The following is a 25,695-nucleotide window of genomic DNA, read 5'->3' on the forward strand; positions in this document are numbered from 1 at the left end:
CTGAACGGCCAGGCTACAGGTTGAGAACCTTTTCTTATAAGTGAATCACCTCGTCGTAGGCAGCCGCGGTGGCTTCCATAACGGCTTCCGACATCGTAGGGTGTGGGTGAATGGTTTTCAGGATTTCATGACCGGTGGTTTCGAGTTTGCGGGCAGCAACCACCTCGGCAATCATTTCCGTTACATTGGCACCAATCATATGGGCACCCAGCCACTCGCCGTATTTGGCATCGTAAATTACCTTTACAAAGCCATCTTTGGCACCCGCCGCGCTGGCTTTACCACTGGCCGAGAAAGGGAATTTACCCACCTTAATTTCATAGCCCGCTTCTTTCGCAGCTTTCTCCGTATATCCGACAGAAGCAATTTCAGGTGAACAGTAAGTACAGCCAGGAATATTTTTGTAGTCGATAGGCTCAGGATTGAGGCCGGCGATTTTCTCCACACACACAATGCCTTCGGCTGAGGCTACGTGTGCAAGGGCAGGGCCTGCCACAATATCGCCAATAGCATATACTCCGTCGATATTGGTTTTGTAGTAATCGTCTACCAGCACTTTTCCTTTTTCATGCTTTACGCCTACCTCTTCCAGGCCTATGCCTTCGAGGTTGGTAGTAACTCCAACGGCCGAAAGAACTATATCAGCTTCCAGCTGCTCTTCACCTTTTTTGGTCTTAACAGTTACTTTACAGCCTTTGCCGCCGGTATCTACTTTAGTTACCTCGGCAGAAGTCATAATTTTCATGCCTGCCTTTTTGTAGATTCTTTCCAGCTGCTTCGACACTTCCTCATCCTCTACCGGTACAATGTTCGGCAGGTACTCCACGATGGTTACTTCAGTACCGATGGAATTATAGAAATAAGCAAACTCGACGCCAATGGCACCGGAGCCTACTACCACCATAGATTTTGGCTGCTTATCGAGCGACATGGCCTCACGGTATCCAATAATTTTCTTGCCATCCTGCTTGAGGTTCGGCAGTTCGCGGGAACGGCCTCCGGTAGCCAGCATAATATGTTTTGCTTCGTAAGTAGTAGTTTTACCATCTTCGCCTTTTACCTCTACCTGGCCTTTTGACTTAAGCTTACCAAAGCCTTGAATATGGTCAATTTTATTTTTCTTAAACAGGAACTGGATACCCTTGCTCATGCCATCGGCTACTCCGCGACTGCGCTTAATCATATCGCCAAAATTGGCTTTGGCATCACTAACTTCTATTCCGTAATCTTTGGCATGGCTGATGTATTCAAATACCTGCGCACTTTTCAGAAGGGCTTTGGTAGGGATACAACCCCAGTTCAGGCAAACGCCTCCAAGGCTTTCCTTTTCCACTACACCTACTTTCAGCCCAAGCTGAGAGGCACGGATAGCCGCCACATATCCCCCAGGGCCACTACCGATTACAATCAAATCATATTTTTTGTCTGACATATCAGATTGATTTATGTTCGTTAAAAAATTTATGCAAAATTAATTTTTTTAGGCTTAGAAAAAAACACCGCCTAATTAAGCTACCAGATATTCTACCATTCAGGATTTAAGTCCTTCCCTCTATGAATACCGGCACCGCACAGAAATATACCTTCTTTATAACAGTGAAAGGCTTTGGCTGTTCAATGGTTGAGGAAATGGCGGCAACAGAGCACTTACCTGCAGATACCCCTTAAATATTAAAAGCAAAGGAGCAGATAGTACAGCAACAGAGCTTCTTCCGGATTTTTGACTAAATTATTAATATTTTTCTACTTTTGTCCTCGAAAACAAACTGAACTGAAGGAGATCAATCATTCTAACTTATATTTTATGAAATTACTGGAAGGGAAAACTGCCCTCATCACCGGCGCCTCCAAAGGCATAGGTAGGGCCATTGCACAGCGCTTTGCCGAACAGGGCGCCAATGTTGCTTTTACCTATCTCTCAAGCGTAGAAAAAGGCCAGGCGCTGGAAAAAGAGCTTTCTGATTTAGGCATAAAGGCAAAAGGCTATCGTTCCGATGCCTCTGACTTTGCAGCAGCAGAGCAGCTCATTAACGATGTGGTGGCCGATTTCGGCTCACTCGATGTGCTGGTGAATAATGCCGGTATCACCAAAGATAACCTGCTGATGCGCATGACTGAGCAAATGTGGGATGATGTAATTAATGTAAACCTGAAGAGCTGCTTTAATACGGTAAAAGCCGCCACCCGCACGTTTATGAAGCAGAAGAGTGGCTCCATCATCAACCTTACCTCAGTAGTAGGGCTCAAAGGAAATGCAGGACAGGCCAACTATGCCGCTTCCAAAGCAGGCATCATTGGTTTTACAAAGTCTGTTGCACTGGAGCTGGGCTCCCGCAATATCCGGAGTAATGCCATAGCCCCCGGTTTTATAGAAACAGAAATGACGGATGTACTGGATGAAAAAACCGTACAAAGCTGGCGCGATGCTATTCCACTCAAAAGGGGTGGCAAGCCTGAAGATGTGGCCGATTGCGCTGTTTACCTGGCTTCCGATATGTCGGTTTACATGACCGGACAGGTACTGCAGGTCGATGGCGGAATGCTTACTTAATGCACCAGGAGGCAATGAAAGCAGTTAGCGCCTAGTACCCTCTACTATTTAACCTGCCACCCCGTACAACTTTCTCTGCTTTGGGAGAGTTAAACAGGGTGGCTTCTTTTTTTGCTTTTCCAAAGCCGGAGCAGCTCATACCATGTTGATTCATTTACTCGTTTAGTTTCTGTATTGATACTGAAGGAGAATTTTACCAAAATAAAACCCGAAGTTCACTAAATTAGCAGACCTGCCTGCCGGCAGTTAACGAAATAGCACCTCAGCACATTAAGCATGCAAGAGTTTCAGTTTCTTTTTGAGCAATCGCCCTGGTTTATTTTACTTTGCCTGCTTGCAGGTCTTGCTTTTGCCTGGTTATTATATAAACCTGCCGCTAAGCAAAGCTGGTCGCGCAGCATTAATTTTGCGCTTTTTGCCATTCGCTTTTTAGTTGTAAGCCTCCTCGCTCTGCTGCTGTTAGGCCCCTATGTGAAACAGCTTAAACGGACCTTCGAAGAACCCACTTTTGTGATTGCCGTGGATAACAGCCTTTCCCTGGCAGAAGTATATGATTCGGCACAACTGGAAAATATCCGCAAAACCGTAAAGGAACTGGAGAAGGCTTTGGGCGAAGAGGCTGCCGTACAGGTCCGTTCCCTCAGCGGCATATTACCCGCCGACAGCCTCCGCTTTCAGGAAAAGAGCACAAATTTAAGTCAGCTAATGACGGAAGTAAGCGCTGAGTATGAGAATCGCAATCTGGCAGGTCTAGTGTTACTAAGCGATGGCATCTACAACCGGGGCCTTTCCCCTGCCTATACTCCCGCCAGCTTTCCGGTATATACCCTCGGCCTGGGCGATACCATTCCTAAAAAAGACCTTAACCTGAAAGCCCTTTACTATAATAAAATCGCTTACCAGGGCAACCAGTTCCGGCTGCTGGCCGAGCTGGAGCAAAATGGTTTTGAGGGTGAAAGCGCTGTAGTAAGCGTTTCGTATAAAGGAGAGGTGCTGGCACAAAAAGAAATTCAGCTCCGGGAAAACCAGCCGCTGTACGAAACAGAGTTTATTCTGGAAGCAACCACTGAAGGCCTGCAGCACTATGTGGTAAGTATAACACCTAAAAAAGCTGAATTTACCATCTCCAACAACAGCAAGCATGCCTACATAGAGGTTGTAGAAGGCCAGGAAAAAATATTAATTGCCGCTCCCGCCCCTCACCCCGACATTAAGGCTATCCGGAGTGCCATCGAAAAAAATGAGAACTACGAGGTTTCGCTCTACATCCCCGGCATCAGTGAGTTTAAACCAGATAAATACGACCTGCTTATTCTGCACCAGCTTCCCTCCCGCCAGTCCGTTCCGCAACTGGAGGAGGTGCTTAACAGCAGTAAAGCCCACTGGTATATAATTGGCCGGCAAACCAATATTCCTGCCTTTAACGAGCGAAATAAGCTCCTGAGCATCGAGCAGCGTGCACAGGAGTTCGACGAAGTGTTTCCGGTGTATAACCCGGCCTTCCCCCTCTTTACTTATCCGGCCGAACTGGTTGCCCTGCTCAATGAATACCCTCCCGTGCTCGTGCCCTTCGGGCAGGTTACCCTAAAGGGAGAGGCTGCTACTTTGCTCTACCAGAAGGTAGGTAATATTGCCACAGAGCGCCCCCTGTTGGTAATGCAGACTGCAGGTGAACAAAAAACAGCCGTGCTGCTCGGAGAAGGAATATGGCAATGGCGCCTGCAGGAGTGGGCCCAGGCCGAACAGTTTACCGCCTTCGATGAGCTGGTGCAGAAAACCGTACAACTGCTTTCCGCAAAAGAAGACCGACGCCCTTTTAAAGTATACCCCATCGAGCGGGAGGTGTATGATACCGAGGGAGTTACCTTTGAAACTGAAGTGTATAACCAGCTGTATGAGCGAATCTGGGGGCAGGAAATTAAGCTGACGCTGACCAATGAAGCCGGCGAGCAGAAAACCTATCAGTACACCAACAGCCGCAATAACCCGCGCTATACCATTAGCAACCTTCCGCAGGGTGTGTATACCTACCAGGCCAGCACCACCCGGCAGGGCGAACAATTAACTAGCTCCGGTGAGTTTACCGTCAATGAACTGCAACTCGAATCGCTGGAGCTTACGGCCGACTTTAACCTGCTCAGGAAAATGGCTGCGGAAAGCGGCGGCGCTTTTTACCCCATGAGCGAAGCTGATGAGCTTAAAGAAGCCCTGAGGGCAAAGGAGTTTAAGAGTACGGTCTATGCCGTTGAAGATTTTCTGCCCATCATCCACCTGAAGTGGCTCTTCTTCCTCATCCTCCTGCTCATTTCAGCGGAGTGGTTTATCAGGAAGTATAATGGGAGTTATTAATAATTAGCAGCACTCAGGAATACCCAGCAACTGACCAAAGACCCCTACCGACCTTTTAAATTTTCATCTGCCAACATCATGGCAATCTTACCATAAAAGTCCGGCAACAGTAAAAACAAAAAGAGGCTGCTTCAGATTGAAGCAGCCTCTTTTTGTTTATCTTCTGAAAAGAAGTTTAAGTTTAACTGGTCATTAACTTATCAGTATCAACCAACCAGCTGATTACTTTTTATTATCCTTCTCTTCTTTTTCTTCTTTCTTCTTTTCTTTTTTAGTCAGCGTCAGCTCTTCCGCTTCGGCTTTATGATCTGCCAGAATGGTATCCCCTTCCTGTAAGCCTCCTTTCAGGATTTCCTCCGCTACCTGGTCTTCCAGATACTTCTGGATGGCCCTGTTCAGCGGACGGGCACCATATTGCTGGTCGTAACCTTTCTCGGCCAGAAAGTCCTTCGCCTTTTCGGTCAGCTCAATATTGTAGCCCAGCGATTTTACGCGGTTAAACAACTTGCCGAGCGATATATCGATGATGCGGTGAATATCTTCCCGCTGTAGCGAGTTAAACACAATCACATCGTCGAGGCGGTTCAGGAATTCAGGGCTAAAGGCCTTGCGCAGTGCATTCTGGATGGTCGATTTCATAATCTCATCCGAATTTTCTCTGCGATTAGCCGTAGCAAAACCTACACCGGCACCGAAGTCCTTCAGGTCACGCACCCCAATATTGGAGGTCATGATGATGATGGTATTCCGGAAGTCGACACGACGACCAAGACCATCGGTAAGAATACCATCGTCCAGCACCTGCAGGAGGAGGTTAAACACATCCGGGTGCGCTTTCTCAATCTCGTCGAGCAATACCACTGAGTAAGGCTTACGGCGTACTTTCTCTGTCAGCTGACCACCTTCTTCATAACCTACATAACCAGGAGGTGCTCCAACCAGGCGGGATACGGAGAATTTCTCCATATACTCACTCATATCGATACGGATGAGGGTATCTTCCTTATCGAAGAGGTAAGTCGACAGCACCTTGGCAAGCTCTGTTTTACCTACACCTGTAGGGCCGAGGAATACAAAGGAACCAATCGGCTTCTTCGGATCTTTAAGGCCTACGCGGGTACGCTGTATGGCTTTTACCAGCTTTTTAATGGCTTCATCCTGGCCAATAACGTTGCGCTTGAGCTCTTCGCCCATTCCGAGTAGCTTATTGCTTTCGTTCTGCGCCACACGCTTGGTAGGAATGCCCGTCATCATGGCAATTACCTCGGCTACGTTGTCTTCATTTACTTCGTAGCGCTTGGTGCGGGTTTCTTCTTCCCAGCGTTTTTTAGCAGATTCCAGCTGTTCAATCAGCTTTTTCTCCTTATCGCGCAGCTGGGCTGCCTCTTCGTACTTCTGGCTTTTCACAACCCGGTTTTTCTCTACCTTAATATCTTCGATATCGCTTTCGAGCTTTACAATCTCGTCGGGCACGTGAATATTATTGATGTGCACGCGCGCTCCGGCCTCATCGAGCACGTCAATGGCCTTATCCGGAAGGAAGCGGTCGCTGATATAGCGGTCGGATAACTTCACGCAGGCATCAATCGCTTCCTGGGTATAGTTTACATGGTGGTGTTCCTCGTACTTATCCTTAATGTTGTGCAGGATCTCTACGGTTTCTTCCACGGTAGTAGCATCGACCATTACCATCTGGAAACGGCGGGCCAGGGCACCATCTTTCTCGATGTACTGGCGGTACTCGTCAAGGGTAGTGGCACCAATACATTGGATTTCGCCACGGGCAAGGGCCGGCTTAAACATATTGGAGGCATCGAGCGAGCCTGAGGCTCCACCGGCACCAACAATGGTGTGCAGCTCATCGATAAACAGGATTACGTCCGGAGATTTCTCCAGTTCGTTCATTACGGCCTTCATTCTTTCCTCGAACTGACCGCGGTATTTGGTGCCGGCCACCAGCGACGCAAGGTCGAGGGTTACCACACGCTTGTTAAACAGCACGCGCGATACCTTCCGCTGAATGATTCGAAGGGCCAGACCTTCCGCGATAGCGGTTTTACCAACACCAGGCTCACCAATCAGGATAGGGTTGTTCTTTTTACGACGGCTCAGAATCTGCGCCACGCGTTCAATTTCATCTTCACGCCCTACTATAGGGTCAAGTTTGTCGTCTTCGGCCAGTTTGGTGAGGTCACGCCCGAAATTATCAAGCACAGGGGTACGGGATTTCTCCGCTCCTTTGCCGGAGCTTTCGCGTCCGGAAGAGGATCCGCTTCCGCCGAAGATTCGGTTACCATCGTCATTGTCATCGTCTGTATCGGACGAGGCCATCGGGTTCTCCGTCTGGTATTCCAGTAATTCTTTCACGACATCATAGGTAACATCGAATTTCTCCAGTATCTGGGTAGCAATATTATCTTCATCACGCAGAATGGAGAGCAGCAGGTGCTCAGTACCAATCAGCTGACTTTTAAATATTTTTGCTTCAAGATAAGTAATTTTCAGTACCTTCTCCGACTGGCGGGTAAGGGGTATATTGGCAAGGTTCTTCACCTGGTGGGTGGCAGTCCCTTTCGTTGCCCGTTCTACGGATGTACGTAATTCATCTAAAGAAATACCAATCTTCTTGAGCAGGCCTACGGCAACACCTTCGCCCTCCCGGATCATGCCCAGTAACAGATGTTCTGTACCTATGTAATCATGTCCCAGACGAAGCGCTTCCTCCCTACTAAGTGATATTACTTCTTTTACTCTATTCGAAAATTTAGCTTCCATACTCAAGTTGGGTATATATATGCAAAATGTTTTATTTCTCTTGTGGATGAGTTCTTCTCTAAATATAGAACATCTAACGTAAAAACGAAATATGATTTTTAAATGTTCAAACTGAGGTCGGCAGATTTATGTAAGATAAGATTAGCCGAAGGTCCTTCGCAGAAAAGCAGGTCCACAATACTTAAATTATAGGCAAAATCTTTGCCAAAAATTTGATTATAAGGCACCGGCCTGTAAATTTTATTGGCAAGCGGCCCTTTTTTTGGATTTATGCGTGTCCTGTAATCCAGAACAGCAGGATTTGTATTATCTAAATACGAGTCGGTAAAGCCTAGGGTTGTTTCCATCTGCAGTAATTTCAGACATAATGTCAGCAGTTCATAGTTCAATTCCCACAGCTGCGCAGGCTCTTTTTTATAGATATCTTCGAAGTAAGGAGCATAATGTTCGAAGAAGGGTGCTTTTCCATAAGCGGCCTGTAAAGCTCGCCAGTGTTGCTGCACCCACTTCTGCCGGTAGTCTATGGCAATATGACTGGTTTTCACCTTCTTACCACCTCCTTTTACCGGTACTGTCAGCTTTTCGAGCTGGTGTGGCCCTTTAATATAACAGCGGTTCCGGTAGGTTTGCTTTACATAATGCTCGTGCGCATCGAGCAGCACCAGCCTGCCGGCGGCCAGGAGCACAAAGTATTCCAGCGGTGGTAAATATTGCAGCTCAACTAGTATGGCAGGCTTTTCCTTCATCTTATCTTTTCAGCTTCATTGATTACTTCCCTTAAAAGTAAAGCAATTTATTTAAAAACGAGCCCTGGCTGTACGGTAGTGCAATATTTTAGTACATCTGCCATGATTGCTCCCTATTTATCTGCAAATTTGCAGCCTAAACCTGTAAGCATGTTTCTGATAAGGATTTTGGCACGCCTGCCCTTTCCGCTCGTGTATGGACTTTCGGCTGTACTGGCATGGCTCCTCGACAAGGTGGTAAGATACCGGCGGAAGGTGATTGAGGATAACCTACGATTTGCCTTTCCGGAAAAAGCCCCTGAGGAAATCCGGCAGTTACGGCGGAAGTTCTACCTCCATTTTACCGACCTCTGGCTGGAGGCATTTAAAGGACTGGAAATGTCGGAGCAGGAATATCGGAAGCGGGTAAAGCTGCTGAACCCTGAACCCCTCTTCCAGTTCCTGAAGGAAGGGAGGCCGGTAATGGTGCTGTCTTCCCACCGCTCAGGCTGGGAGTGGCTTACACCTTCTCATAGCCTTATCTTAAACGTGCCTATCGACGCCACCTATAAAAAGGTGCAAAGCCAGTTTTTTGAGAAACTGATGTACCAGATCCGCAGCCGCTTTGGCGCGAGAATGGTTGAAAAGCAGGAGCTTCTCCGCGACAGCATCCGCCGAAACCATATCCCCCGCTTACTGGCCATTATGTCGGACCAAAGCCCCCATAAAGCCCTTAACAGCCTGTGGATTCCTTTTATGAATCGCCCTGCTCCTTTTTACAATGCTTCGGAAAAGCTGGCAAGGAAGCTAAAGATGCCGGTAATATATGCCGATATGCAAAGAGTAAAGCGCGGACACTACGAGGTTATTTTCCGGCTGATTACCGATAATCCTGAGACAATGCCCGAAAATAAAATTACCGAAACCTATGTGCAGCTCATAGAAGAAGGCATCCGCCAGGCACCTGCCGATTACCTCTGGTCACACAGGCGCTGGAAGCACCGCCCGCCAGAAGAATTGCAGTCTTAAACTTCGGCAAATTTAGTAATATCGCCGGCTCCCTCGCGTATCACCTCCATCATATCGCCGGTACAGTCAATTACGGTGGAAGGAACATTATTTCCCGGCCCTCCATCAATCACCACATCCACCAGGTTTTTATACTTCTCAAAAATCAACTCAGGATCGGTAGTGTATTCCAGCACATCGTCCTCATCGAGTACCGAAGTGGTAATAATAGGGTTACCCAGGCGCTCTACCAGCAGGCGGGGTATGTTGTGGTCGGGCACCCGTATTCCTACAGTTTTTTTCTTGGCATGAATAATCTTTGGCACCTTACTGCTGGCATCGAGAATAAAGGTAAAGGGGCCGGGCAATGCTTTTTTCATCACCTTAAAAACAGGAGTACTAATGCTCTTTACATACTCCGATATGTGACTGATGTCCTGGCAGATAAACGACAGCATGGTTTTATCGACCGGCACTCCTTTTATTTGGCACACCCGCTCCACAGCCTTCTGGTTAAAAATATCGCAGCCAATACCATATATGGTGTCGGTAGGGTAAATAACCACTCCTCCATCGCGGAGCACTTCCATTACTCGGTGTATTCGGCGGGGATCTGGATTATCGGGGTGGATTTTGAGCAATTCTGCAGCCATATTCTTTAATATTGTAGTGATGGATTTGCGGAACAGGAAAGTAGAGACGGGTGGCATTACCCCTTCCTGTACCGGCAAAGAACTAATTCCTAATTAATTTCCGTTCTTACCCGAAAAACGGCGTTTGTTGATACAAATACAAGCAGCACCATTTTTGTTTAGCCAACTAAAGAAACTATTTATTAATTTTGCAGCCATTGTGGCTAAAAAAGGCGGTGCCTTCTGCTGCATATAATTTAGTAAAAAACAGATGAAAAACAGAAAAATACTCCTTGTAGGGCTGGTCGTGTTTTCGGTTTTATTAACCTCCTTCTCCTTTTATGCTTACCAGATTGTTTTTACCCCAAACATACTGGTAGAGCAGGAAGACCGCTCCCTTATTATCCAGCCAGAGGAAAGTTTTGAGGAGTTAAGGAAACGCCTGCACAAAGAAGGCATTATCCAGGACATGATTTCTTTTAGCTTTTTAAGCAAGCTGATGGAATATCCTGAAAATGTAAAGCCCGGGCACTATGTACTGAAAAAGGATATGAGCAACCTGGAAGCTATTCGACTCCTGCGCTCCGGCATGCAAACGCCGGTAAATGTTACCTTTAATAATGTGCGTACCAAAGAGCTGCTGGCAAAGGAGCTTTCAGAAAACCTGATGGCGGAAGAGGAGGAGTTGTACCGCCTCATGCACGACTCGGCCACGCTGGCCCGCTATGGCTTCGACAGCCTTAATGTTGTAAGCATGTTTATTCCGAATACTTACGAGTTCTTCTGGACTACCTCTGCAGAGGAGGTATTTGAACGGATGCATGAAGAGTATGAGAAGTTCTGGAACGAAGAACGAAGAGCAAAAGCAGAGCAGCTAGGGCTGAATCCAAAGGAAGTGAGTGTACTGGCTTCTATTGTAAAGGCCGAAACCAGCAAAAGAGATGAAATGCCCCGCGTGGCCGGCGTTTACCTGAACCGCCTCGACAAAAATATGAGGCTGGAAGCAGACCCTACCCTTATTTTTGCTGCCAATGACTTTACCATTCGCCGTGTGCTGAACGAGCATAAGAAAATAGACTCGCCTTATAATACCTATATGTATGCAGGGCTACCTCCAGGGCCTATTAATGTGCCGTCCATTACAGCCATTGATGCGGTTTTAAACGCCGAGGATCACCGGTTTCTCTTCTTCTGCGCCCGGGAAGATTTCTCGGGTTACCATAATTTTGCCGCCACCTACCGCGAGCATTTACGCAATGCCCGCAAATGGCAGCAGGCCCTGAACAAGCAAAAAGTTTACAGATAGTACATGCTATAGGCAACAGGCCCTTTTGCACTTTTAGAAAAAATTTTAATTACGCATCTTTGACCCCAACAGCAGGCAGTTTTTCTGCCTGTTTGTGTTTTAAGCGCCAAATCATGTTTACTGCAGAAAACCAGCTAAGAGTACGCTATGCCGAAACCGACCAGATGGGCTATGTATACTATGGCAACTATGCTACCTATTACGAAATAAGCCGCACCGAAGCCATCCGGGCCCTGGGCCTCTCCTATAAAACCCTGGAGGAGGAAATGGGGGTAATGATGCCTGTGCTGGAAAACTACAGCAAGTACCTGCAGCCGGCCCGGTACGATGACCAGCTGCGGATAGTGGTAAAAATCCCTGAAATGCCAACGGCCCGGATTACCTTTACCTATGAGATTTATAATGAGGAGAATACCCTCCTCCATACAGGCAAAACGGTACTGGTGTTCGTCAATAAAGAAAGCGGAAGGCCCTGCCGTATCCCGGAGCGAATGATGGACCTTCTGGCTCCTTATTTTGAAAATGAAAAAGAAAGTTGAATTAACCATCAGGAATTCGGCCCTGTGCCGAAGGATGCTGTACGGCCTGTCCCGGGTGCGGATCAGGGACCGGCAGGTTTCCCTGTTGCGGATTCTGCTTATCTTTTTCAGGAAAATAAAGAAAGATGATATTTTTGAGCAGGCCTATGGCGTTGCTTTTAATCTTACGCTTTCAGTATTTCCGGCCATCATCTTCCTTTTTACGCTCCTGCCCTATCTGCCATTTATCGACGAGGTGCAGATAATGGCTTTTCTAAAGGACCTGATGCCCCCGACGGTTTACAAAACCGCCGATTCTACAATTCGCGACATTTTAAGCCGCCCCCGAACAGGCCTGCTTTCTTTCGGTGTTGTCTTTGCCCTTTACCTGGCGACCAATGGCATGCGCTCGCTTATGAATGCCTTTAACCGCATCTTCCAGACGAGAGAAAAGAGGAGCTTTTTAAAGGCCAACCTGATGGCGACCCTGCTCACGCTCATCCTCTCGCTCATGCTCATTGGAGCTGTAGCGATGCTGGTCGTGGGGCAGTTTACCATTAAATGGCTGTACCACCAGGCTTCCATGCTGGAGGCATACGAGTTTTACCTCCTGCTCTTTTTGCGCTTTCTTATTATGCTGCTGGGCTTTTTGTTGACGATCTCTGTTATTTATTACCTCGCTCCTTCTATCCAGGATCGCTGGCATTTTATTTCTCCAGGCTCTCTGCTGGCCTCCCTGCTGTGCATGGCAGCATCCTTCCTGTTCTCTTCCTATATCACGAACTTTGGTACCTACAATAAGCTGTATGGTTCCATTGGTGCCCTCATTGCCCTGATGATCTGGCTCTACATGCTGTCGGCCATTTTGCTGGCAGGTTTTACGCTCAATGCGAGTATAGATGTAGCACTGCTAAGAAGAGGGGTAAAAACAAAGGAGCCCAGCCCTATGAAAATTGAACACATAGAGCTGGGCCAGCCTGTACAGAAGCAAAGCTAATTAAACGCTCTGCTCTGCATAAGATCCTAACTTCAAATCTTCAATGGCATTATAGGGAGCCCGTGGGGTCCACTCTAAAAACTCCATTGCCTTAGCGCCCGATACATTCTGGCTCAGGCACAGGGCATCGGCAAAAGGCCCCAGCTCCTGCCGGGCTTCTTTCAACGGCCACGACTGTGTTTTACCTTCCTGCCCGGCACCAACACTGGCAGCCTCTGCCAGCTCCCGCACGGTAAAGCTCTGTCCATTATCTACAGCATTATATATTTCGCCGGCTTTTCCCTTGGTAAGGGCCAGGACATAGAGCCTGGCAAGGTCTTCAATTTCGACCATCGGCCAGAGGTTTTCGCCGTCGCCAATATAACGCGCCGCATCGCCCTCGTAGGCGGAGCGCGCCAGCATGGCAGGGATTCCTCCGCCCAGGCCATACACAATACCCGGTCTTATAATTACCACGTTCAGGCTTTTGGCGGCTTCGGCAGCCACTAATCTTTTTTCAGTATCTGCCCGCCATTCAACCATCGGGATGGGGTTGGTTGGCGTAACTTCACTCGCTTTTTCCGGACCGGTATTGCCCAGAACCCATACGCCACTGGTGTAAATAAAGCGCTTCGTGGTACCGGCAAAAACGTCCATCACTGCATCTACCGCTGCACGATCGGCTTCGGCCGGCTTTTGCGGGTCCTGCGCCAGGTGAATGGCTGCATCTGCTTTCTGCAGGTAAGGTTTCCATTTTTCAGTTTCCTGAAGATCGGCCGCCACCGGCTCCACTCCCAGTTCTTCCAGAATGTGCCGGTGCGACTCTTTACTGGTAAGTCCTGTTACTTCATGTCCTTCTTCTTTCAATTGGCTGCAAACGGCCCGTCCGATATAGCCTGTAGCGCCTGTTACAAAAATTTTCATAGATTACCTCCTTTTATTCTTTACTGATATCTTATTACTATATTTCAATCCGCCTCGAAAGGCCTTATTTAAGTAAAGCACTAAACCTGAAATGGTTTGACCCAACCTCATAATTATTTCATTTTTAACGCCTTAAGTTTTAAAATGGCTCGCAAGCAGTTCTAAAATCCCAGCAAGGGGTTGTCCCAAGCGATTTTCCGCGTCTGATTTGTGCTGCTGGTTTCCTTAAGCGACTCCTGTCGGGCTATGGACCCTCAATTGGATTTAGAGGAAATGCAAATGCCGACTAGTAAGGCAGGAGCAAGCAGGCTCCTTCGGCTTGCTCCTGCCTTACTGAGTAGAAAGAGGCAGAAGCCTGGAAGGCCTGCCTGCTAAGGTTTGTTGATACGAAAGGAGAAGCAACCAACTGAGGTTCAGCACCTTTCAGAAAGGGTGTTACTGAGGCTGCAAAAAAACTAATTTTTTCCTGCACAGGCTTTGCAGAAATCAAAAGCCTTGCTACATTTGCACTCGCTACAGACAGCCAGCAACCTACTTTTTCACTGGCTCATAGCGCAAACGACCCAGAGGAGTGGCAGAGCGGTCGAATGCGGCGGTCTTGAAAACCGTTGACCCTTCGCGGGGTCCGGGGGTTCGAATCCCTCCTCCTCTGCAAATAAAGCCCTTAGAAGCAATTCTGAGGGCTTTTTCAGTTTATTGGGGAACACATTGGGGAACACACATCCAAGTCAATTTAATTTCATCCATAGAACCTAATGGAAGTATCAATTCCGGAAGGCACAGCATAATTGAAAAATATAATAAAGTGTGTTTTTCACCTTGCAAATTTCACTTCTAAAGACGCAAGAGGAATCGGAATGCTCTACTAATTATTTAGCTGCGCTTTTTAGGGTTGAATATTTTAAGTCCCTAATTTGCTTTTTACACAACAGTAGAACCAATCATCACTATTTGTCTGCCATCTAATTCTAAATAGGGCCCTCTCTACCTAACCTTAGTTGCTATAGTAACAGTAGGAAAATAACAGCAATTTTTACCCCAGCATCAGGCAGTCAAAATCAAACCCTGAAGAAACGATTGCAAATCTATAACAAAGGTGCTATGTTTCGGACTGAAACAAAAAAACTAACTTAACAGAAATCTTCTCCACAGATGTGGGTTGAAAACCCTACTATTGTAGCTAATGCAAAATGGCCGATAGTAAATTAAGCAAGTGAAAAAAACTCTTTCCCAACCTTGCTTCATTGGCAGCTTATGGATGTATGACTCTTAAACTTTAAATAGAGAATTGACATTGAAAATATTTGATACATTTATCCAATCACTTCAAAAGTTTGATATTAAAGAAGTTACGGAGCACACATACAGAGCAGAATTACAGGATTTACTTAACAGTGTTGCTAAAGCATGTAAGGCAAACATTTTAATCCAGCATGAACCAAAAAAACAACAAGGGTTCGGTGCACCCGACTTCAAGGTAAAAACTAGTGGAGAAGCTATTATTGGCTATGTAGAAAACAAGAAGCTATCAGACGACCTTTCCAAGACGGTCAAAGGCGACCAGCTAAGGAAATATCAGTCCCTCTCCAACAATATTATTCTTACCAACTACATTGAATGGTATTGGATAAAAGATGGTGAAGTAATCGACAAAGCCAAGCTATGCAGCTTGGCTGAGCTTGAAAGCAAAATGACCTTTGTTCTTGACCCTTCCAAAGTTAGGGCTGTAAAGGCAATTATAACTAATTTTTACAGCCAAGCACCTAAAGGAATAGGAAGGCCAAAGCAGCTCGCAGAAGCATTGGCAATTCGTACCCGATACCTGCGCGACTTCCTTCATGCAGAGCTTGAGCGGCAGGAGATAGAACATCAAGAAGGCCGTCTCTACGGGCTTTATGACACATTCAAGACAAATGTATTTCATGAACTAAATCAAAAAGATTTTGCAGATGCCTTTTCCCAAACCCTGGTTTATGGGTTGTTTCTCTCAAAATTAAATGCTGGAACTAAGACAATAGACCTCTTCAATGCCAAGCAGTATATACTTCCTGCATTCGGTCTTATTAGCGAATTAGTTGATTTTTTGGATGTTCTTCACAACGACCACTATAAAGATGCCCGTTGGATTGTAGAGGAGATTCTGAGTGTAATGAATACACTTGACTTAAAAAAGATAACTCGCAATCTATCTTACGAAAAGTTTAAGACTTCTAACCTTTTTGATGAAGAGAATATCTCTTACAAAGACCCTTACATCTACTTTTATGAACATTTCCTTGCTGCTTATGACAAATCATTACGCAAGGCTAAGGGAGTTTATTATACTCCTCCACAAGTGGTCAACTTCATTGTTCGGTCAATTAATGATATTCTCAAAGAGAGCTTTGGCATAGAAAATGGCTTCGCTGATAAAGACAGAGTAACAGTTTTAGATTTCGCAACAGGTACAGGCTCCTTCCTTCTTGAAATTTTAGAGATAATCTTTGAAGAACTTCCGCAGCAAAGCGGAAAGAAGAACCTTCTAATTCGAGACCATATTCTCAAGAACTTCTATGGCTTTGAGTACATGATAGCTCCTTATGCAGTTGCCAACCTCAAACTGTCACAGTTCCTAAAGGAGCAGGGCTATAACTTGAAAGATGATGACAGCTTCCAAATTTATTTGACCAATACTCTTGAGCCTATATCTAAACAGTTGAGAATGCCATTGCTCCCAACCCTTACAAAAGAATCAAGAGCAGCGCAAAAAGTTAAGGACAACCCGTTATTAGTAATCACTGGAAATCCGCCCTATAATATAAACTCAAAAAATAATGGTGAGTGGATACTGAATCTAACTAAACCATATTATTATGTGGACGGAAAAAAAATGGAAGAAAAAAACCCTAAAGCTCTAAGGGATGATTATGTAAAATTCATTCGCTTTGCGCAGCACAAAATGGAGTCTGTTGACCAGGGTGTTATAGGCATAATAACGAACCATACATTTTTATTTAGCTCTACTTTTAGAGGAATGAGACAATCTCTCATAAATTCATTTGACCAGATTTATGTCATTAATCTTCATGGGAACAATAAGCTTAAGGAGAAATCCCCAGATGGAAGCATTGATGAAAATGTATTCGATATTGAGCAAGGTGTTGCCATTTCATTTTTTATAAAGAACCCGGGTTCCACAAAAGCTGTTAAAACATCAGATTTTTGGGGGTCACGAAAGGAAAAATATAGTACTTGCCTGGCTGAATCTGTAAACACTTTATCTTGGACTGAAATTACCCCTAAATCCCCCTATTACTTACTTGAATACCTAAGTGATAAATACGCGGACCAATATTTAAGCTTTATAAGGGTCCCAGATATTTTCAAACTACAAGGAGGAGGAATCAAATTCCGTAAGGACCCCTTGCTTGTTCATCTTAACCGTCAAAATTGTCTCCAAATGCTGCGGGACTTAAATACCCTTTCAAGTCATGAAATCCAATCAAAATATCGATTCAAAGAAACGGATGATTGGAAAATTGATGATAAGAGAAAGTATTTCGAAAATTACGATGAGGTTGACATACAAAAAATTAGTTACAGACCATTTGATGTCAGATTTGCTTATTACCCTTTTAAGACGATAAACAAAATAATAGTAAGAGGAGATTCACGAAGAGGTTTAATGCGTCATCTTACGGAACGCAATTATGCTCTACAATTAGGAAGAGCAGGCAATGTAGTTAGCCAAGAAGTTCCATGGAACCTTGCCTTCATTACAAATCAGCCTACAGATATGAATTTGTTTTATCGCGGAGGAGCAACCTCTTATCCCCTATACTCCTACAAATATGATGAAGCTCTCTTTGAAATAAACGGAAGTCGAAAAGAAAACATCCATAGTGATTTTCGAAACTATATTGATACTAAATACGGCAAACAGTATAGTCCGGAACAAATTCTGGGTTACATCTACGCTATACTTCATTCAAATAAATACCGTGAAAAATACTCAGAATTCTTAAAAATTGATTTCCCTCGAATTCCTTTTTCAGAGCAAAGCACCATATTTGAAGAGGTTTCCTCATTAGGCTTAGAAATTATTAGCGCTCACCTAATGGAGAAGAAGCTCTCCAATACGATGTACCCTTATGGTAATTTCACCGGGAGCGGAGATAACAAAGTGGAGAAAAGAAAATTTTCCATGAACCTAGATGAAGAAGGTATCGGGAGACTGTACATTAATAATACTCAGTATTTTGATAGGGTTCCATCCTCGGTTTATGAGTTCTACATTGGTGGCTATCAAGTACTCGACAAATATCTAAAAGACCGCTCCAACCGTCAACTCGACCTTGCTGAAGTGGATAACCTCGAAAATACTATTCGTGTACTCAGCTTTACAGCAGGTAAAATGAAGGAAATAGACTTGTTAACTAAAGATTGGATATAAAACGTAGTCTTCGTAACCATTACATAAACTTACAGAATAGTTAAAATAACCTATGCTTGAGTTTGTAGTGAAGCCTTATCGTTTTTATTTCAATATTCCTCCTGCTCATTATGCGAAGGGGCTTCGAAATAAAATATAGCATAAAGTATCACTACAATACATTTGATTACAAAAACAAGCAATGACTATCTCACATAACTAAGTAATTAACCTTTAACCAATAGATTCTTATCTGGATTTTACTGGTTTGCATCTGTCGCTTTCATTTATGTTTATGAAAGACTCCTTTTCCTTAAGCTTTCATGTATTACTTAGACTCGTTTTTGAATAGAACAGGGGCCACCATACTTAGTAAAGGAGGAAATTGATACGCCCCTTTTTTGGTGAAATATTGGTCAATAAAATGAGAAAAAGGAATTGTCTTCGACATTAGATAAGCCTTCTTTTCTTCAAAATCATAGAACCTCTTCTTGGGGTCTATTTTAATGTGCTCATAGTAAGCACTCAACACTTCGCTTAGCGAAATATCTTTAGCCAAACCAACCTGATGAAAAATTAAAGAATCAATATTCACCACTGTTAAAGGTTTTACCCTGTGTATAAACAAACCTTCCTCTTTTAGCACTTCCAATTCATCTTGAAACCAATAATCTATTAGATTATTAAAACCGGGTGTATCGTATTGATGGTCGTGAGTTATTAAGATAGGGTGAATAAAAATGTCTTTATAATAGTAATCTTTATCTGCCGAAAATTCAGTTTTAAGTAATTTTCGAACACTACTAATTAACTGCATTACTCCTTTATGTTTCTCAGTTCCATTAGGCATTTCTTCATAGTATAATACCTTTTGAAAATCTTCTTCATACACCTCGAAATTAAAAGAAGCTTTTCTGTCAGCTCTAATTAGAAAATCTTTGGATTCAAATAAAAACACATTTTTCCCTTTGCGAACATAATAATCTGGTGCCCCAACAACCTTCATATCGTCCAGCTCTTTCCCTGAAAACTGGATAGATTTATCGGGAAAAATACTTTCAATAACTTTGTAAAAGAGCTGTTTTTCTGAGAACTCATACCCATAAAAACTCCTAAGCTCTTTAATTTTATCTGCTTTCGGCAGTGTATCATTTACATTACGAAGAAGGAAATAAACACCTTTAAAAATTTTCTCTACAACAAACAAGTCAAAAATAATTCGATATACACCCTCCTCGACCTTATAGAAGGGCTTTGCCCGGATTGTTAAAAAATCGTTTTCTTCGAAAGTTTCATTTTCCTGCACTATCAATTTTTCAATGAAGGCACAATCTTTCTCAAACCTTTCTCCTCGGGGCACTATAAAATCAGTGTGAGCTTCATTTTCTTTCTGTATGGAAGACATGGTCAGCGGTAACAAGTGCTTAAGGTAGTCCCGCCAAGTAGAACAATCGAAATATTCTACAAAAGCATTTAATAAAGGCTTTGTTTTTTCATTTTCTTCTAAGAATTGGAATAAATAAACCGCTTTAATTGCCTGGGTTGCCCAAATTTTTTCAATGCTGTAATTTGTCTTGTCAGCAAAAGGATATTGCATACAAAAAAACTTCATAGGCACCTGCAGCTCAATATCCAGCTCTTGTACTGATGAAGATGCAACTTCTTGCGCTTTCGTCCATTCTGAATTAATTACTAAATATGCCTTAAAAAGATTTCTTTCAATTTCGGCATTGGTTTGGGTCTTTACTTCTACTTCTTGCCTGAAGAAATACTCAAAGAGCTTTAGACTACTATAAGGGTGAATAATACTTATCTTTGGCCCAGTTCTCTCCACTGCTTTTATTTTATCATACACTTCATTAGCAATTCCATTATTCTCTGACCCAAAAATTGCGCCCAACAACTCTATATTATCATTAAACTTTGAGCCATTAGACTTAAAACCAAGAAAGAAAGATGCAACCTGTAAAATGAAATCTCTACCTGCTCCTTTCAAATATTCCTCAGCCCTTAGAGGCTTCTCACCAGGAAAGGCAATTTCAAATTCAAGCAGTAGCCCCATACCTACTGTATTACCTATTTTTATCTTTTTTTTCAAAACAGCCTGTTTACATTTAAATTCACTTTTCTAAAATCAGTAGGACAGTTTTTTTATCTTATAAAACGTCTTGGTATGATTGCTCAATAAGACCGAAAATGTAGTCAAGCTCATTCTCTTCCTTTATATACACCCTCTGATTCATAGTCCAGTTATACCCGTCAGGAATCTTTTCTACCATTCCTTTAGGGTCTTCATATTCTATTGGTCTTAAATACAGCTTGATTTGGTTTTTGCCTAACTGTATTTCGGCAAAGTTCTTTGTCACCCGATATCCAATATATACCGAAGTGGCCTTCTCTTTTATATTTTCATCAATCCCAAAAATTCGGCTTCTTAAGTCGCTAAATATAGCTTTAATTTTTTCATTGGGCTTTTGCAGGTGTTGCTCAACTGAGTAATCAATGGGAGACTTTGAAGGGGTATCAACGGTAGATTTTACTGATGATTTTTGCTCAGAGGCATTTAGTGGTTCTAAGCTGAAGATTCCATCTTCATAATACCTGTACTTCATAAGTTCAATCCTCATAGGAATGACCTCAACGGTATCTATATCAAACTTGCTATAAGATTCGGCAATACAAATAACTCTTGGATTTTGCCAATCAATATTAACCTCACTTGCAAACTTATGCCCAAGTTTATTTATTACAAGCATTTGAAAAAATTCTACTTTTTGGGCCTGTAACCACTTCAAGTAGGAGAGTGCTTGGTTAATAACATTGTCATTCTTATTTCTTTTATACTCGATAATAACTGGAGCACCATTTATATCTACCGCTAAAGTATCAATTCTTCCTCCAAAGGTAGTCGAATACTCAGTTTCCAGGAAATGCATCTCCATAACCTCCATCAGGTTCTTTTCAACCAGTGCCTGTAATTTTTTCTCTTTATCTATTGCATAGGATTTTAGCTTTCTCAGCTTTCCGCCTTGCTCTCTATATATCGGCATTTTTTAAGGTTTTTACTTAAAATGGATTGGGACAAAGTAGTTGCTCGATTACATGAGCTTCTATTTCTTCGGTAACCTAAAGCCTTTGTTTTTTAAATCCAAGATTGACGCCTAACTTTAGCTGCTTCCTGTGACTTTTTTTCTAAAAAACAGAAGCCCTATCTCCTTTCTGGTATTATAGTAAGCTGGGTATACTTACTCTATTTAGCACGAAAGGCCTACTTTAAAAACCGGAGAAGGGTTAAACAGTCTATTTATCTTCCATTTTCTGGTAGGTATAGAACGACCCCAGGAACCTCGCTTTTCTGTTCGATAGTTGTTCGGTCCTGTTTGGGGGTAATAAACTCAGCAAGGGAAGCAAAAAGTTTCAAGCGCTCCAGGGGTTTTAAATCCATGAAATCAGTTAACATCTGTTCTTGAGCATATTCGTCGAACAGGCTGAGGAAGAAGGGGAATAGGTAAAGTGATAATGCAAGAAGATCACAGCCTTCTTCAAAGGAAACTGGGGATTTATAGGTTTAAGGATTAAGATTCTCTAAATTAATTTAATTACATGACGGACACGTTGAGCTTTCAACGAAAAATATTATAGTTAAAAAATGGTCAGTAAACCGAAGCGCAATGAGCCATGTCCCTGTGGGAGTGGCAAAAAGTATAAGAAATGTTGTTTAGGTATTTCAAATACTGATTCCCCTAACTTCACAGAGCAAGACTTCGAAAACTTTTTATTAGAAGCTCAACGAAGAATAACAGAAAAAGAGAGTGTAGATGCTATACCATTTTTTTCAAGTCTGAACAACCTGGAATTACTATCCAGCTTTGCCCTACTTCAAGTTTTACCTCAGAACCACGGCAAAAACATTCGTCTTGAAGAAATTCAAAAGCAAGTGGTTCAATCAACCTCTGCTTCTGAAAAAACCGTTGATGTTACATTTCTCAAGAATTTTATTCATGAAAAATTCCCACACAACCATTTAGAGGATCCGCCAGAAAACTTATTTACAGAAAATTTGATGACTCCTATAGGCAATATGATTGTGTTTCCTGGCATCACAGAGGGACAGGTATATTACTTACAACAACTAATAACTACTATTTTTAATTCTGAAGATGAATTTGAACGGGATTTTAAGAAAGAAGCTATCAATTCCACATTATTGCTTTTAAGCATGACTGATTCTATAGCTACTTCCTTAGGCTATGTTCGCAATATGTTAGTAGAGCAGGATGAAAGTAATGACATATACTTTCCTCACCAAGAAGCTATTGAGACCAAAAGGGAATATTTTATTTTTTCTGAATCTGATGTTCTGCGCTTTGCAAAATCCATACGTGCTAACCCTGATCTGCTAGATGTATTTATTCTCAATGAAAGAGATAAAAGATTATCAGGCTCTGAATCAGATTCTAACCCTTTGATATTCCACCCTATAATTAAGAAGGAAAGTAAATTAATTCTTGCATCTCCTGCCACTGTAGTATTTGCAGCTATAAATAACATCATTACAACTGCAATTAAATTCAACTGCTTAAGCCATTTGTTGTCAAAGTATACGGAATTATGTTGGCATCAATGTAATCTTGCGCTTAAGAAAATAGGATTTGTTAGAACTCAAGACCATTTCCCAAAAACTGACTTACCAGTCAAAGAGGCATTATATATGTTTGACAGCAATAAAGTTGCTTATGTAATGGTAAAAAGTGATGATGGGAAAAGATACAACCCCTCATACCCACTCTCACTCCACATTGACAATAAGTTAGATGAACAAATCAATGAAAGAGCTAAGTTTATCAGTAATAAGGTAGCCAATGATAGTAGATTCAAAAACTACAAATTTCATTTGCTAACCATTGTTGTAGGTATCGGTAGGCCTGTATATTTCCAGCTCCGCCCCAAGCTAGACACTGGCCAATGGAGAGTGCTAGGGTTTTCCCTTTATGATCTTAATATATTATATAAGTCTGGCAAATGCCATAATTTAACTCTTTGGAACTATTCTAAAGCATTAACTATAAATAAGTTAAGCACTCAATTCTTTTTAGACAATATTAGCTATTTCATTGAAAATGAGGAAAGCTTTTACTCAACAGATGATAAAATCTCCGATTTAATGGTTAGTGTGGGACATGCGCTAGAATTTAAAGCAGATGCAATAAAGAGGCATGATGAACATTTATCGGTATTCCCAAATAAGAATGGCTTTCAATTAATTCCTGTAACAAGAGAGGTATTACCAGCTCTTCTACCAGTTTACTCTACGAGACTGGTTCCTGGATTCCCTCTTATGCTTAATACACCAGTCTTAGATAAAGATCTATGGATAATACCTAATAATAGGTTCATTGAACCTAAAAACAACAAAGATGAATTTGAAATAGAGATTTGTTTGGCGATAGCTTACTGGCTTCATGAACTATCACCAATGCTTAAGGAATTGGTAAATCTAACTTACATCAAGCAAATTCTTATAAAAGTATCTGTCATTGAGGCACCCAACTATTATGACCTTGTTGAGCAGGTTGACAAGAATAGAGCTTTATTTGATGAGATAGCTTGCTCTCTAGAAGAACATGAGCTCCACTGCGAGCTCAATGAGTATTTCTACTATTACTTATACAGAAATGATAACTATGCAGAAAAAGTGCTAATGCAAAAGGTTCTGGTCAGCCTAGCGGAGCTCCTGCATAACAAGAATATACCAACAGGTCTAAATCCTGAAAGAATTGACAGCCTATTAAATAAATATATACCGTTTGGCCCAAAGAAAAAGCTTTTATTACATTTATCAGATCATGATATAAGGCTCAGTCCAATGAACGTAATAGGTTTAAGGCCACTTTACCCATTTGAAATTAATAGACAATTAGATGGTCTTGGCGAAGCTTTATCAACCTCCCCCTACAAGTCCAAGGAAGATCTGAATGCTCAAGAGAAACAAAAGCTAATAAATGATGTAGTATTTCATTTCTACACCAAATTAAGAGAAATTCTAAGCAGATATCGTTCAGAAGATCTGCTACGAAAGCTAATGGTTTTATATGAGGCATCAATCCAGAAGAGGGAAGATTACAAATTTCAAGCTACACCTAAAATTGAATGTTTTAAAGATTATTGTGATATACTAGATATAATATCAAAACAGAATAGGAAGCATGTTCAGCATACACTTAGCCTTCGCTGTTTAATTGAACATGTAATTGCTGAACCCTCATCTGGAGATGCTTTATTTGATGTAGAAGGACTTGACAGTGCATTGGCTTACATGCATAACATAATTACCTGGGGCTTCTTAAGCGATGAATTGAGGTTTAAAATTGCAGATATAAATGTTTCACTACTACCCTCCGGAAGAATTGGGACTGATAAAGACTTTTCTAAAAGAGTAATAGAATCTTTTTATCAGCAAAAGTTCACTGAGGATATTGATGATGCTATAGAATCATTCCATGAGAACTTTAAGCCATTAGAGCGGGAAAAACCCAACTCAAAATCAAATAGCAAGTTAGAAAAAGCTTTTGCAGATGAATTTGGTATAGATCTAGAAACTTTTTTAACAATAGTAGATAATGCGGCTCTCCTAGCTTTAGAGAAGGAAGACTCTTGTTATACAGGTTTGAAAGAAACCTTCATCAATGAAATTCCAGGAATAACAAAGATAAATTCAGATGTCATATCACAGGTTGTATCCACCTTCAGTCTATTCAATAGAGGAAAAGTAGAAAATGTCTCTGAACTAGGGCTTAAATCTGAAGATTTTTACCCCTGGCGGTTTAACAGAGCGCTTTCTTACTTAAGAAAACCATTTATTTTAATTTCCTCTGAGGATAAAGAGTTTGTTTGGTTTAGCGCAAGAGCTTTGTTTGATTTTAAGTTTCATCTAATATCACAGATACAATCAGGAAGGCATAATGCAATTAGCCCAACCATGAAATCTTATATAGCTGAAGTCAATGACAAAAATGGGAAAGATTTCAATGACAAAGTCTTTCAGCATCTAAAAAAAGAAAAGGATGTGGGCTTAGTTTACCCGAACGTAAAAATTGGCCCTAAAGGAATATTGAGGCACAACGAGGATATCGGAGATATTGATATTTTGATAATAAATGAAGAAAATAAGTCTATAATAGCTATTGAATGTAAGGATATAATAGTGGCAAGAACACCCTACGAAATGCATCTTGAACTAATGAAATTCATAACAGGCAACAAACCTTGGATACCCAAAGTTGACAAGAGGAATAACTGGCTGAAATCGAATATCAAATCTCTTCAATTACTGCATAACGACGATTATCAGCAGTACAGCTACGAATACATCTTTTTAACAAGTGAAGCAATTCCCTTACCTTTTATTAGAGAAGAAGATATCTCCTACAGATTTGTAAACTTTTATGATGTGAGGAAGAACTTAGGATGCTTGTTCCAAAATACCTCCATTTTATGAGACAATTTAATTTCAAAACAAA

Annotated in this window: 15 protein-coding genes and 1 tRNA gene; 9 read left to right on the forward strand and 7 right to left on the reverse strand. The window is 42.4% G+C overall.

What is annotated here, in order from left to right; all coding sequences use genetic code 11:
* Window positions 1-34: 34 nt before the first annotated feature.
* The gene (gene lpdA / locus F752_RS0114150) at window positions 35-1,432 is read right to left on the reverse strand and encodes a dihydrolipoyl dehydrogenase (RefSeq protein ID WP_017732400.1); all 1,398 of its coding nucleotides are present in this window, start codon (window positions 1,430-1,432) and stop codon (window positions 35-37) included.
* Between the two features lie 372 nt (window positions 1,433-1,804).
* On the opposite strand from lpdA, the gene fabG reads away from it, so the two are divergent.
* On the forward strand, window positions 1,805-2,551 hold the full coding sequence (fabG, locus tag F752_RS0114160) for a 3-oxoacyl-[acyl-carrier-protein] reductase (protein ID WP_017732402.1): 747 nt from the start codon (window positions 1,805-1,807) through the stop codon (window positions 2,549-2,551).
* 276 nt (window positions 2,552-2,827) lie between these two features.
* Entirely contained in the window at window positions 2,828-4,900 is a 2,073-nt protein-coding gene (locus F752_RS0114170) for a hypothetical protein (protein WP_017732404.1), read from the forward strand.
* Window positions 4,901-5,122: 222 nt separating this feature from the next.
* On the opposite strand, the gene F752_RS0114175 is transcribed toward F752_RS0114170, so the two are convergent.
* Both F752_RS0114175 and F752_RS0114180 read right to left on the reverse strand, forming a co-directional pair.
* A complete protein-coding gene (locus tag F752_RS0114175) occupies window positions 5,123-7,675 on the reverse strand; it encodes an ATP-dependent Clp protease ATP-binding subunit (RefSeq protein ID WP_017732405.1) in 2,553 nt (850 codons plus the stop codon).
* A gap of 98 nt (window positions 7,676-7,773) precedes the next feature.
* Window positions 7,774-8,421: a WbqC family protein gene (locus F752_RS0114180; protein WP_017732406.1), complete on the reverse strand. Its 648-nt coding sequence runs from the start codon at window positions 8,419-8,421 to the stop codon at window positions 7,774-7,776.
* Window positions 8,422-8,571: 150 nt separating this feature from the next.
* Here F752_RS0114180 and F752_RS0114185 point away from each other — a divergent pair, with 150 nt between their 5' ends.
* Window positions 8,572-9,429 (forward strand): lysophospholipid acyltransferase family protein, encoded by an 858-nt coding sequence (locus F752_RS0114185; RefSeq protein WP_026135750.1) that lies wholly within the window; start codon window positions 8,572-8,574, stop codon window positions 9,427-9,429.
* Here the strand turns inward: F752_RS0114185 and F752_RS0114190 are convergent.
* On the reverse strand, window positions 9,426-10,061 hold the full coding sequence (locus F752_RS0114190; RefSeq protein ID WP_017732408.1) for an L-threonylcarbamoyladenylate synthase: 636 nt from the start codon (window positions 10,059-10,061) through the stop codon (window positions 9,426-9,428). The genes F752_RS0114185 and F752_RS0114190 overlap by 4 nt on opposite strands.
* A 250-nt stretch (window positions 10,062-10,311) precedes the next feature.
* Here F752_RS0114190 and mltG point away from each other — a divergent pair, with 250 nt between their 5' ends.
* From mltG to F752_RS0114205, 3 genes are all read left to right on the forward strand, one after another.
* The gene (mltG, locus tag F752_RS0114195; RefSeq protein ID WP_017732409.1) at window positions 10,312-11,346 is read left to right on the forward strand and encodes an endolytic transglycosylase MltG; all 1,035 of its coding nucleotides are present in this window, start codon (window positions 10,312-10,314) and stop codon (window positions 11,344-11,346) included.
* 113 nt (window positions 11,347-11,459) lie between these two features.
* Window positions 11,460-11,885 carry an acyl-CoA thioesterase gene (locus F752_RS0114200; RefSeq protein ID WP_017732410.1) on the forward strand — a complete coding sequence of 142 codons (426 nt, stop codon included), beginning with the start codon at window positions 11,460-11,462 and terminating at the stop codon, window positions 11,883-11,885.
* On the forward strand, window positions 11,869-12,861 hold the full coding sequence (locus F752_RS0114205) for a YihY/virulence factor BrkB family protein (RefSeq protein WP_017732411.1): 993 nt from the start codon (window positions 11,869-11,871) through the stop codon (window positions 12,859-12,861). The genes F752_RS0114200 and F752_RS0114205 overlap by 17 nt, the downstream gene beginning before the upstream one ends.
* On the opposite strand, the gene F752_RS0114210 is transcribed toward F752_RS0114205, so the two are convergent.
* Window positions 12,862-13,764, reverse strand: a complete 903-nt coding sequence (locus F752_RS0114210) for an NAD-dependent epimerase/dehydratase family protein (RefSeq protein ID WP_017732412.1) — start codon at window positions 13,762-13,764, stop codon at window positions 12,862-12,864.
* A 565-nt stretch (window positions 13,765-14,329) separates the two neighbouring features.
* Between F752_RS0114210 and F752_RS0114220 the strand changes: the two genes are divergently transcribed.
* Window positions 14,330-14,416 (forward strand) — tRNA-Ser (locus F752_RS0114220).
* A 642-nt stretch (window positions 14,417-15,058) separates the two neighbouring features.
* Entirely contained in the window at window positions 15,059-18,196 is a 3,138-nt protein-coding gene (locus F752_RS0114225) for a type ISP restriction/modification enzyme (protein WP_017732414.1), read from the forward strand.
* Window positions 18,197-18,503: 307 nt separating this feature from the next.
* On the opposite strand, the gene F752_RS0114230 is transcribed toward F752_RS0114225, so the two are convergent.
* Together F752_RS0114230 and F752_RS0114235 are read right to left on the reverse strand one after the other, a co-directional pair.
* Window positions 18,504-20,273: a hypothetical protein gene (locus F752_RS0114230; RefSeq protein WP_017732415.1), complete on the reverse strand. Its 1,770-nt coding sequence runs from the start codon at window positions 20,271-20,273 to the stop codon at window positions 18,504-18,506.
* Between the two features lie 58 nt (window positions 20,274-20,331).
* Window positions 20,332-21,225 (reverse strand): DUF5655 domain-containing protein, encoded by an 894-nt coding sequence (locus tag F752_RS0114235; RefSeq protein WP_017732416.1) that lies wholly within the window; start codon window positions 21,223-21,225, stop codon window positions 20,332-20,334.
* 599 nt (window positions 21,226-21,824) lie between these two features.
* Here F752_RS0114235 and F752_RS26510 point away from each other — a divergent pair.
* Window positions 21,825-25,673, forward strand: coding sequence for a YecA family protein (locus F752_RS26510; RefSeq protein ID WP_017732418.1), 3,849 nt, complete (start codon window positions 21,825-21,827; stop codon window positions 25,671-25,673).
* Window positions 25,674-25,695 lie beyond the last annotated feature (22 nt).

It is taken from the genome of Nafulsella turpanensis ZLM-10 (genome assembly GCF_000346615.1).
Classification (GTDB): domain Bacteria; phylum Bacteroidota; class Bacteroidia; order Cytophagales; family Cyclobacteriaceae; genus Nafulsella; species Nafulsella turpanensis.

Bases quoted from the DNA above. Each gene is read 5' to 3' on its own strand.
- F752_RS0114185 (WP_026135750.1), top strand. From the start codon at position 8,572: ATGTTTCTGATAAGGATTTTGGCACGCCTGCCCTTTCCGCTCGTGTAT.
- lpdA (WP_017732400.1), bottom strand. From the start codon at position 1,432: ATGTCAGACAAAAAATATGATTTGATTGTAATCGGTAGTGGCCCTGGG.
- F752_RS0114205 (WP_017732411.1), top strand. From the start codon at position 11,869: ATGAAAAAGAAAGTTGAATTAACCATCAGGAATTCGGCCCTGTGCCGA.
- F752_RS0114210 (WP_017732412.1), bottom strand. From the start codon at position 13,764: ATGAAAATTTTTGTAACAGGCGCTACAGGCTATATCGGACGGGCCGTT.
- F752_RS26510 (WP_017732418.1), top strand. From the start codon at position 21,825: ATGGTCAGTAAACCGAAGCGCAATGAGCCATGTCCCTGTGGGAGTGGC.
- F752_RS0114200 (WP_017732410.1), top strand. From the start codon at position 11,460: ATGTTTACTGCAGAAAACCAGCTAAGAGTACGCTATGCCGAAACCGAC.
- F752_RS0114235 (WP_017732416.1), bottom strand. From the start codon at position 21,225: ATGCCGATATATAGAGAGCAAGGCGGAAAGCTGAGAAAGCTAAAATCC.
- F752_RS0114170 (WP_017732404.1), top strand. From the start codon at position 2,828: ATGCAAGAGTTTCAGTTTCTTTTTGAGCAATCGCCCTGGTTTATTTTA.
- F752_RS0114175 (WP_017732405.1), bottom strand. From the start codon at position 7,675: ATGGAAGCTAAATTTTCGAATAGAGTAAAAGAAGTAATATCACTTAGT.
- mltG (WP_017732409.1), top strand. From the start codon at position 10,312: ATGAAAAACAGAAAAATACTCCTTGTAGGGCTGGTCGTGTTTTCGGTT.
- fabG (WP_017732402.1), top strand. From the start codon at position 1,805: ATGAAATTACTGGAAGGGAAAACTGCCCTCATCACCGGCGCCTCCAAA.
- F752_RS0114190 (WP_017732408.1), bottom strand. From the start codon at position 10,061: ATGGCTGCAGAATTGCTCAAAATCCACCCCGATAATCCAGATCCCCGC.
- F752_RS0114180 (WP_017732406.1), bottom strand. From the start codon at position 8,421: ATGAAGGAAAAGCCTGCCATACTAGTTGAGCTGCAATATTTACCACCG.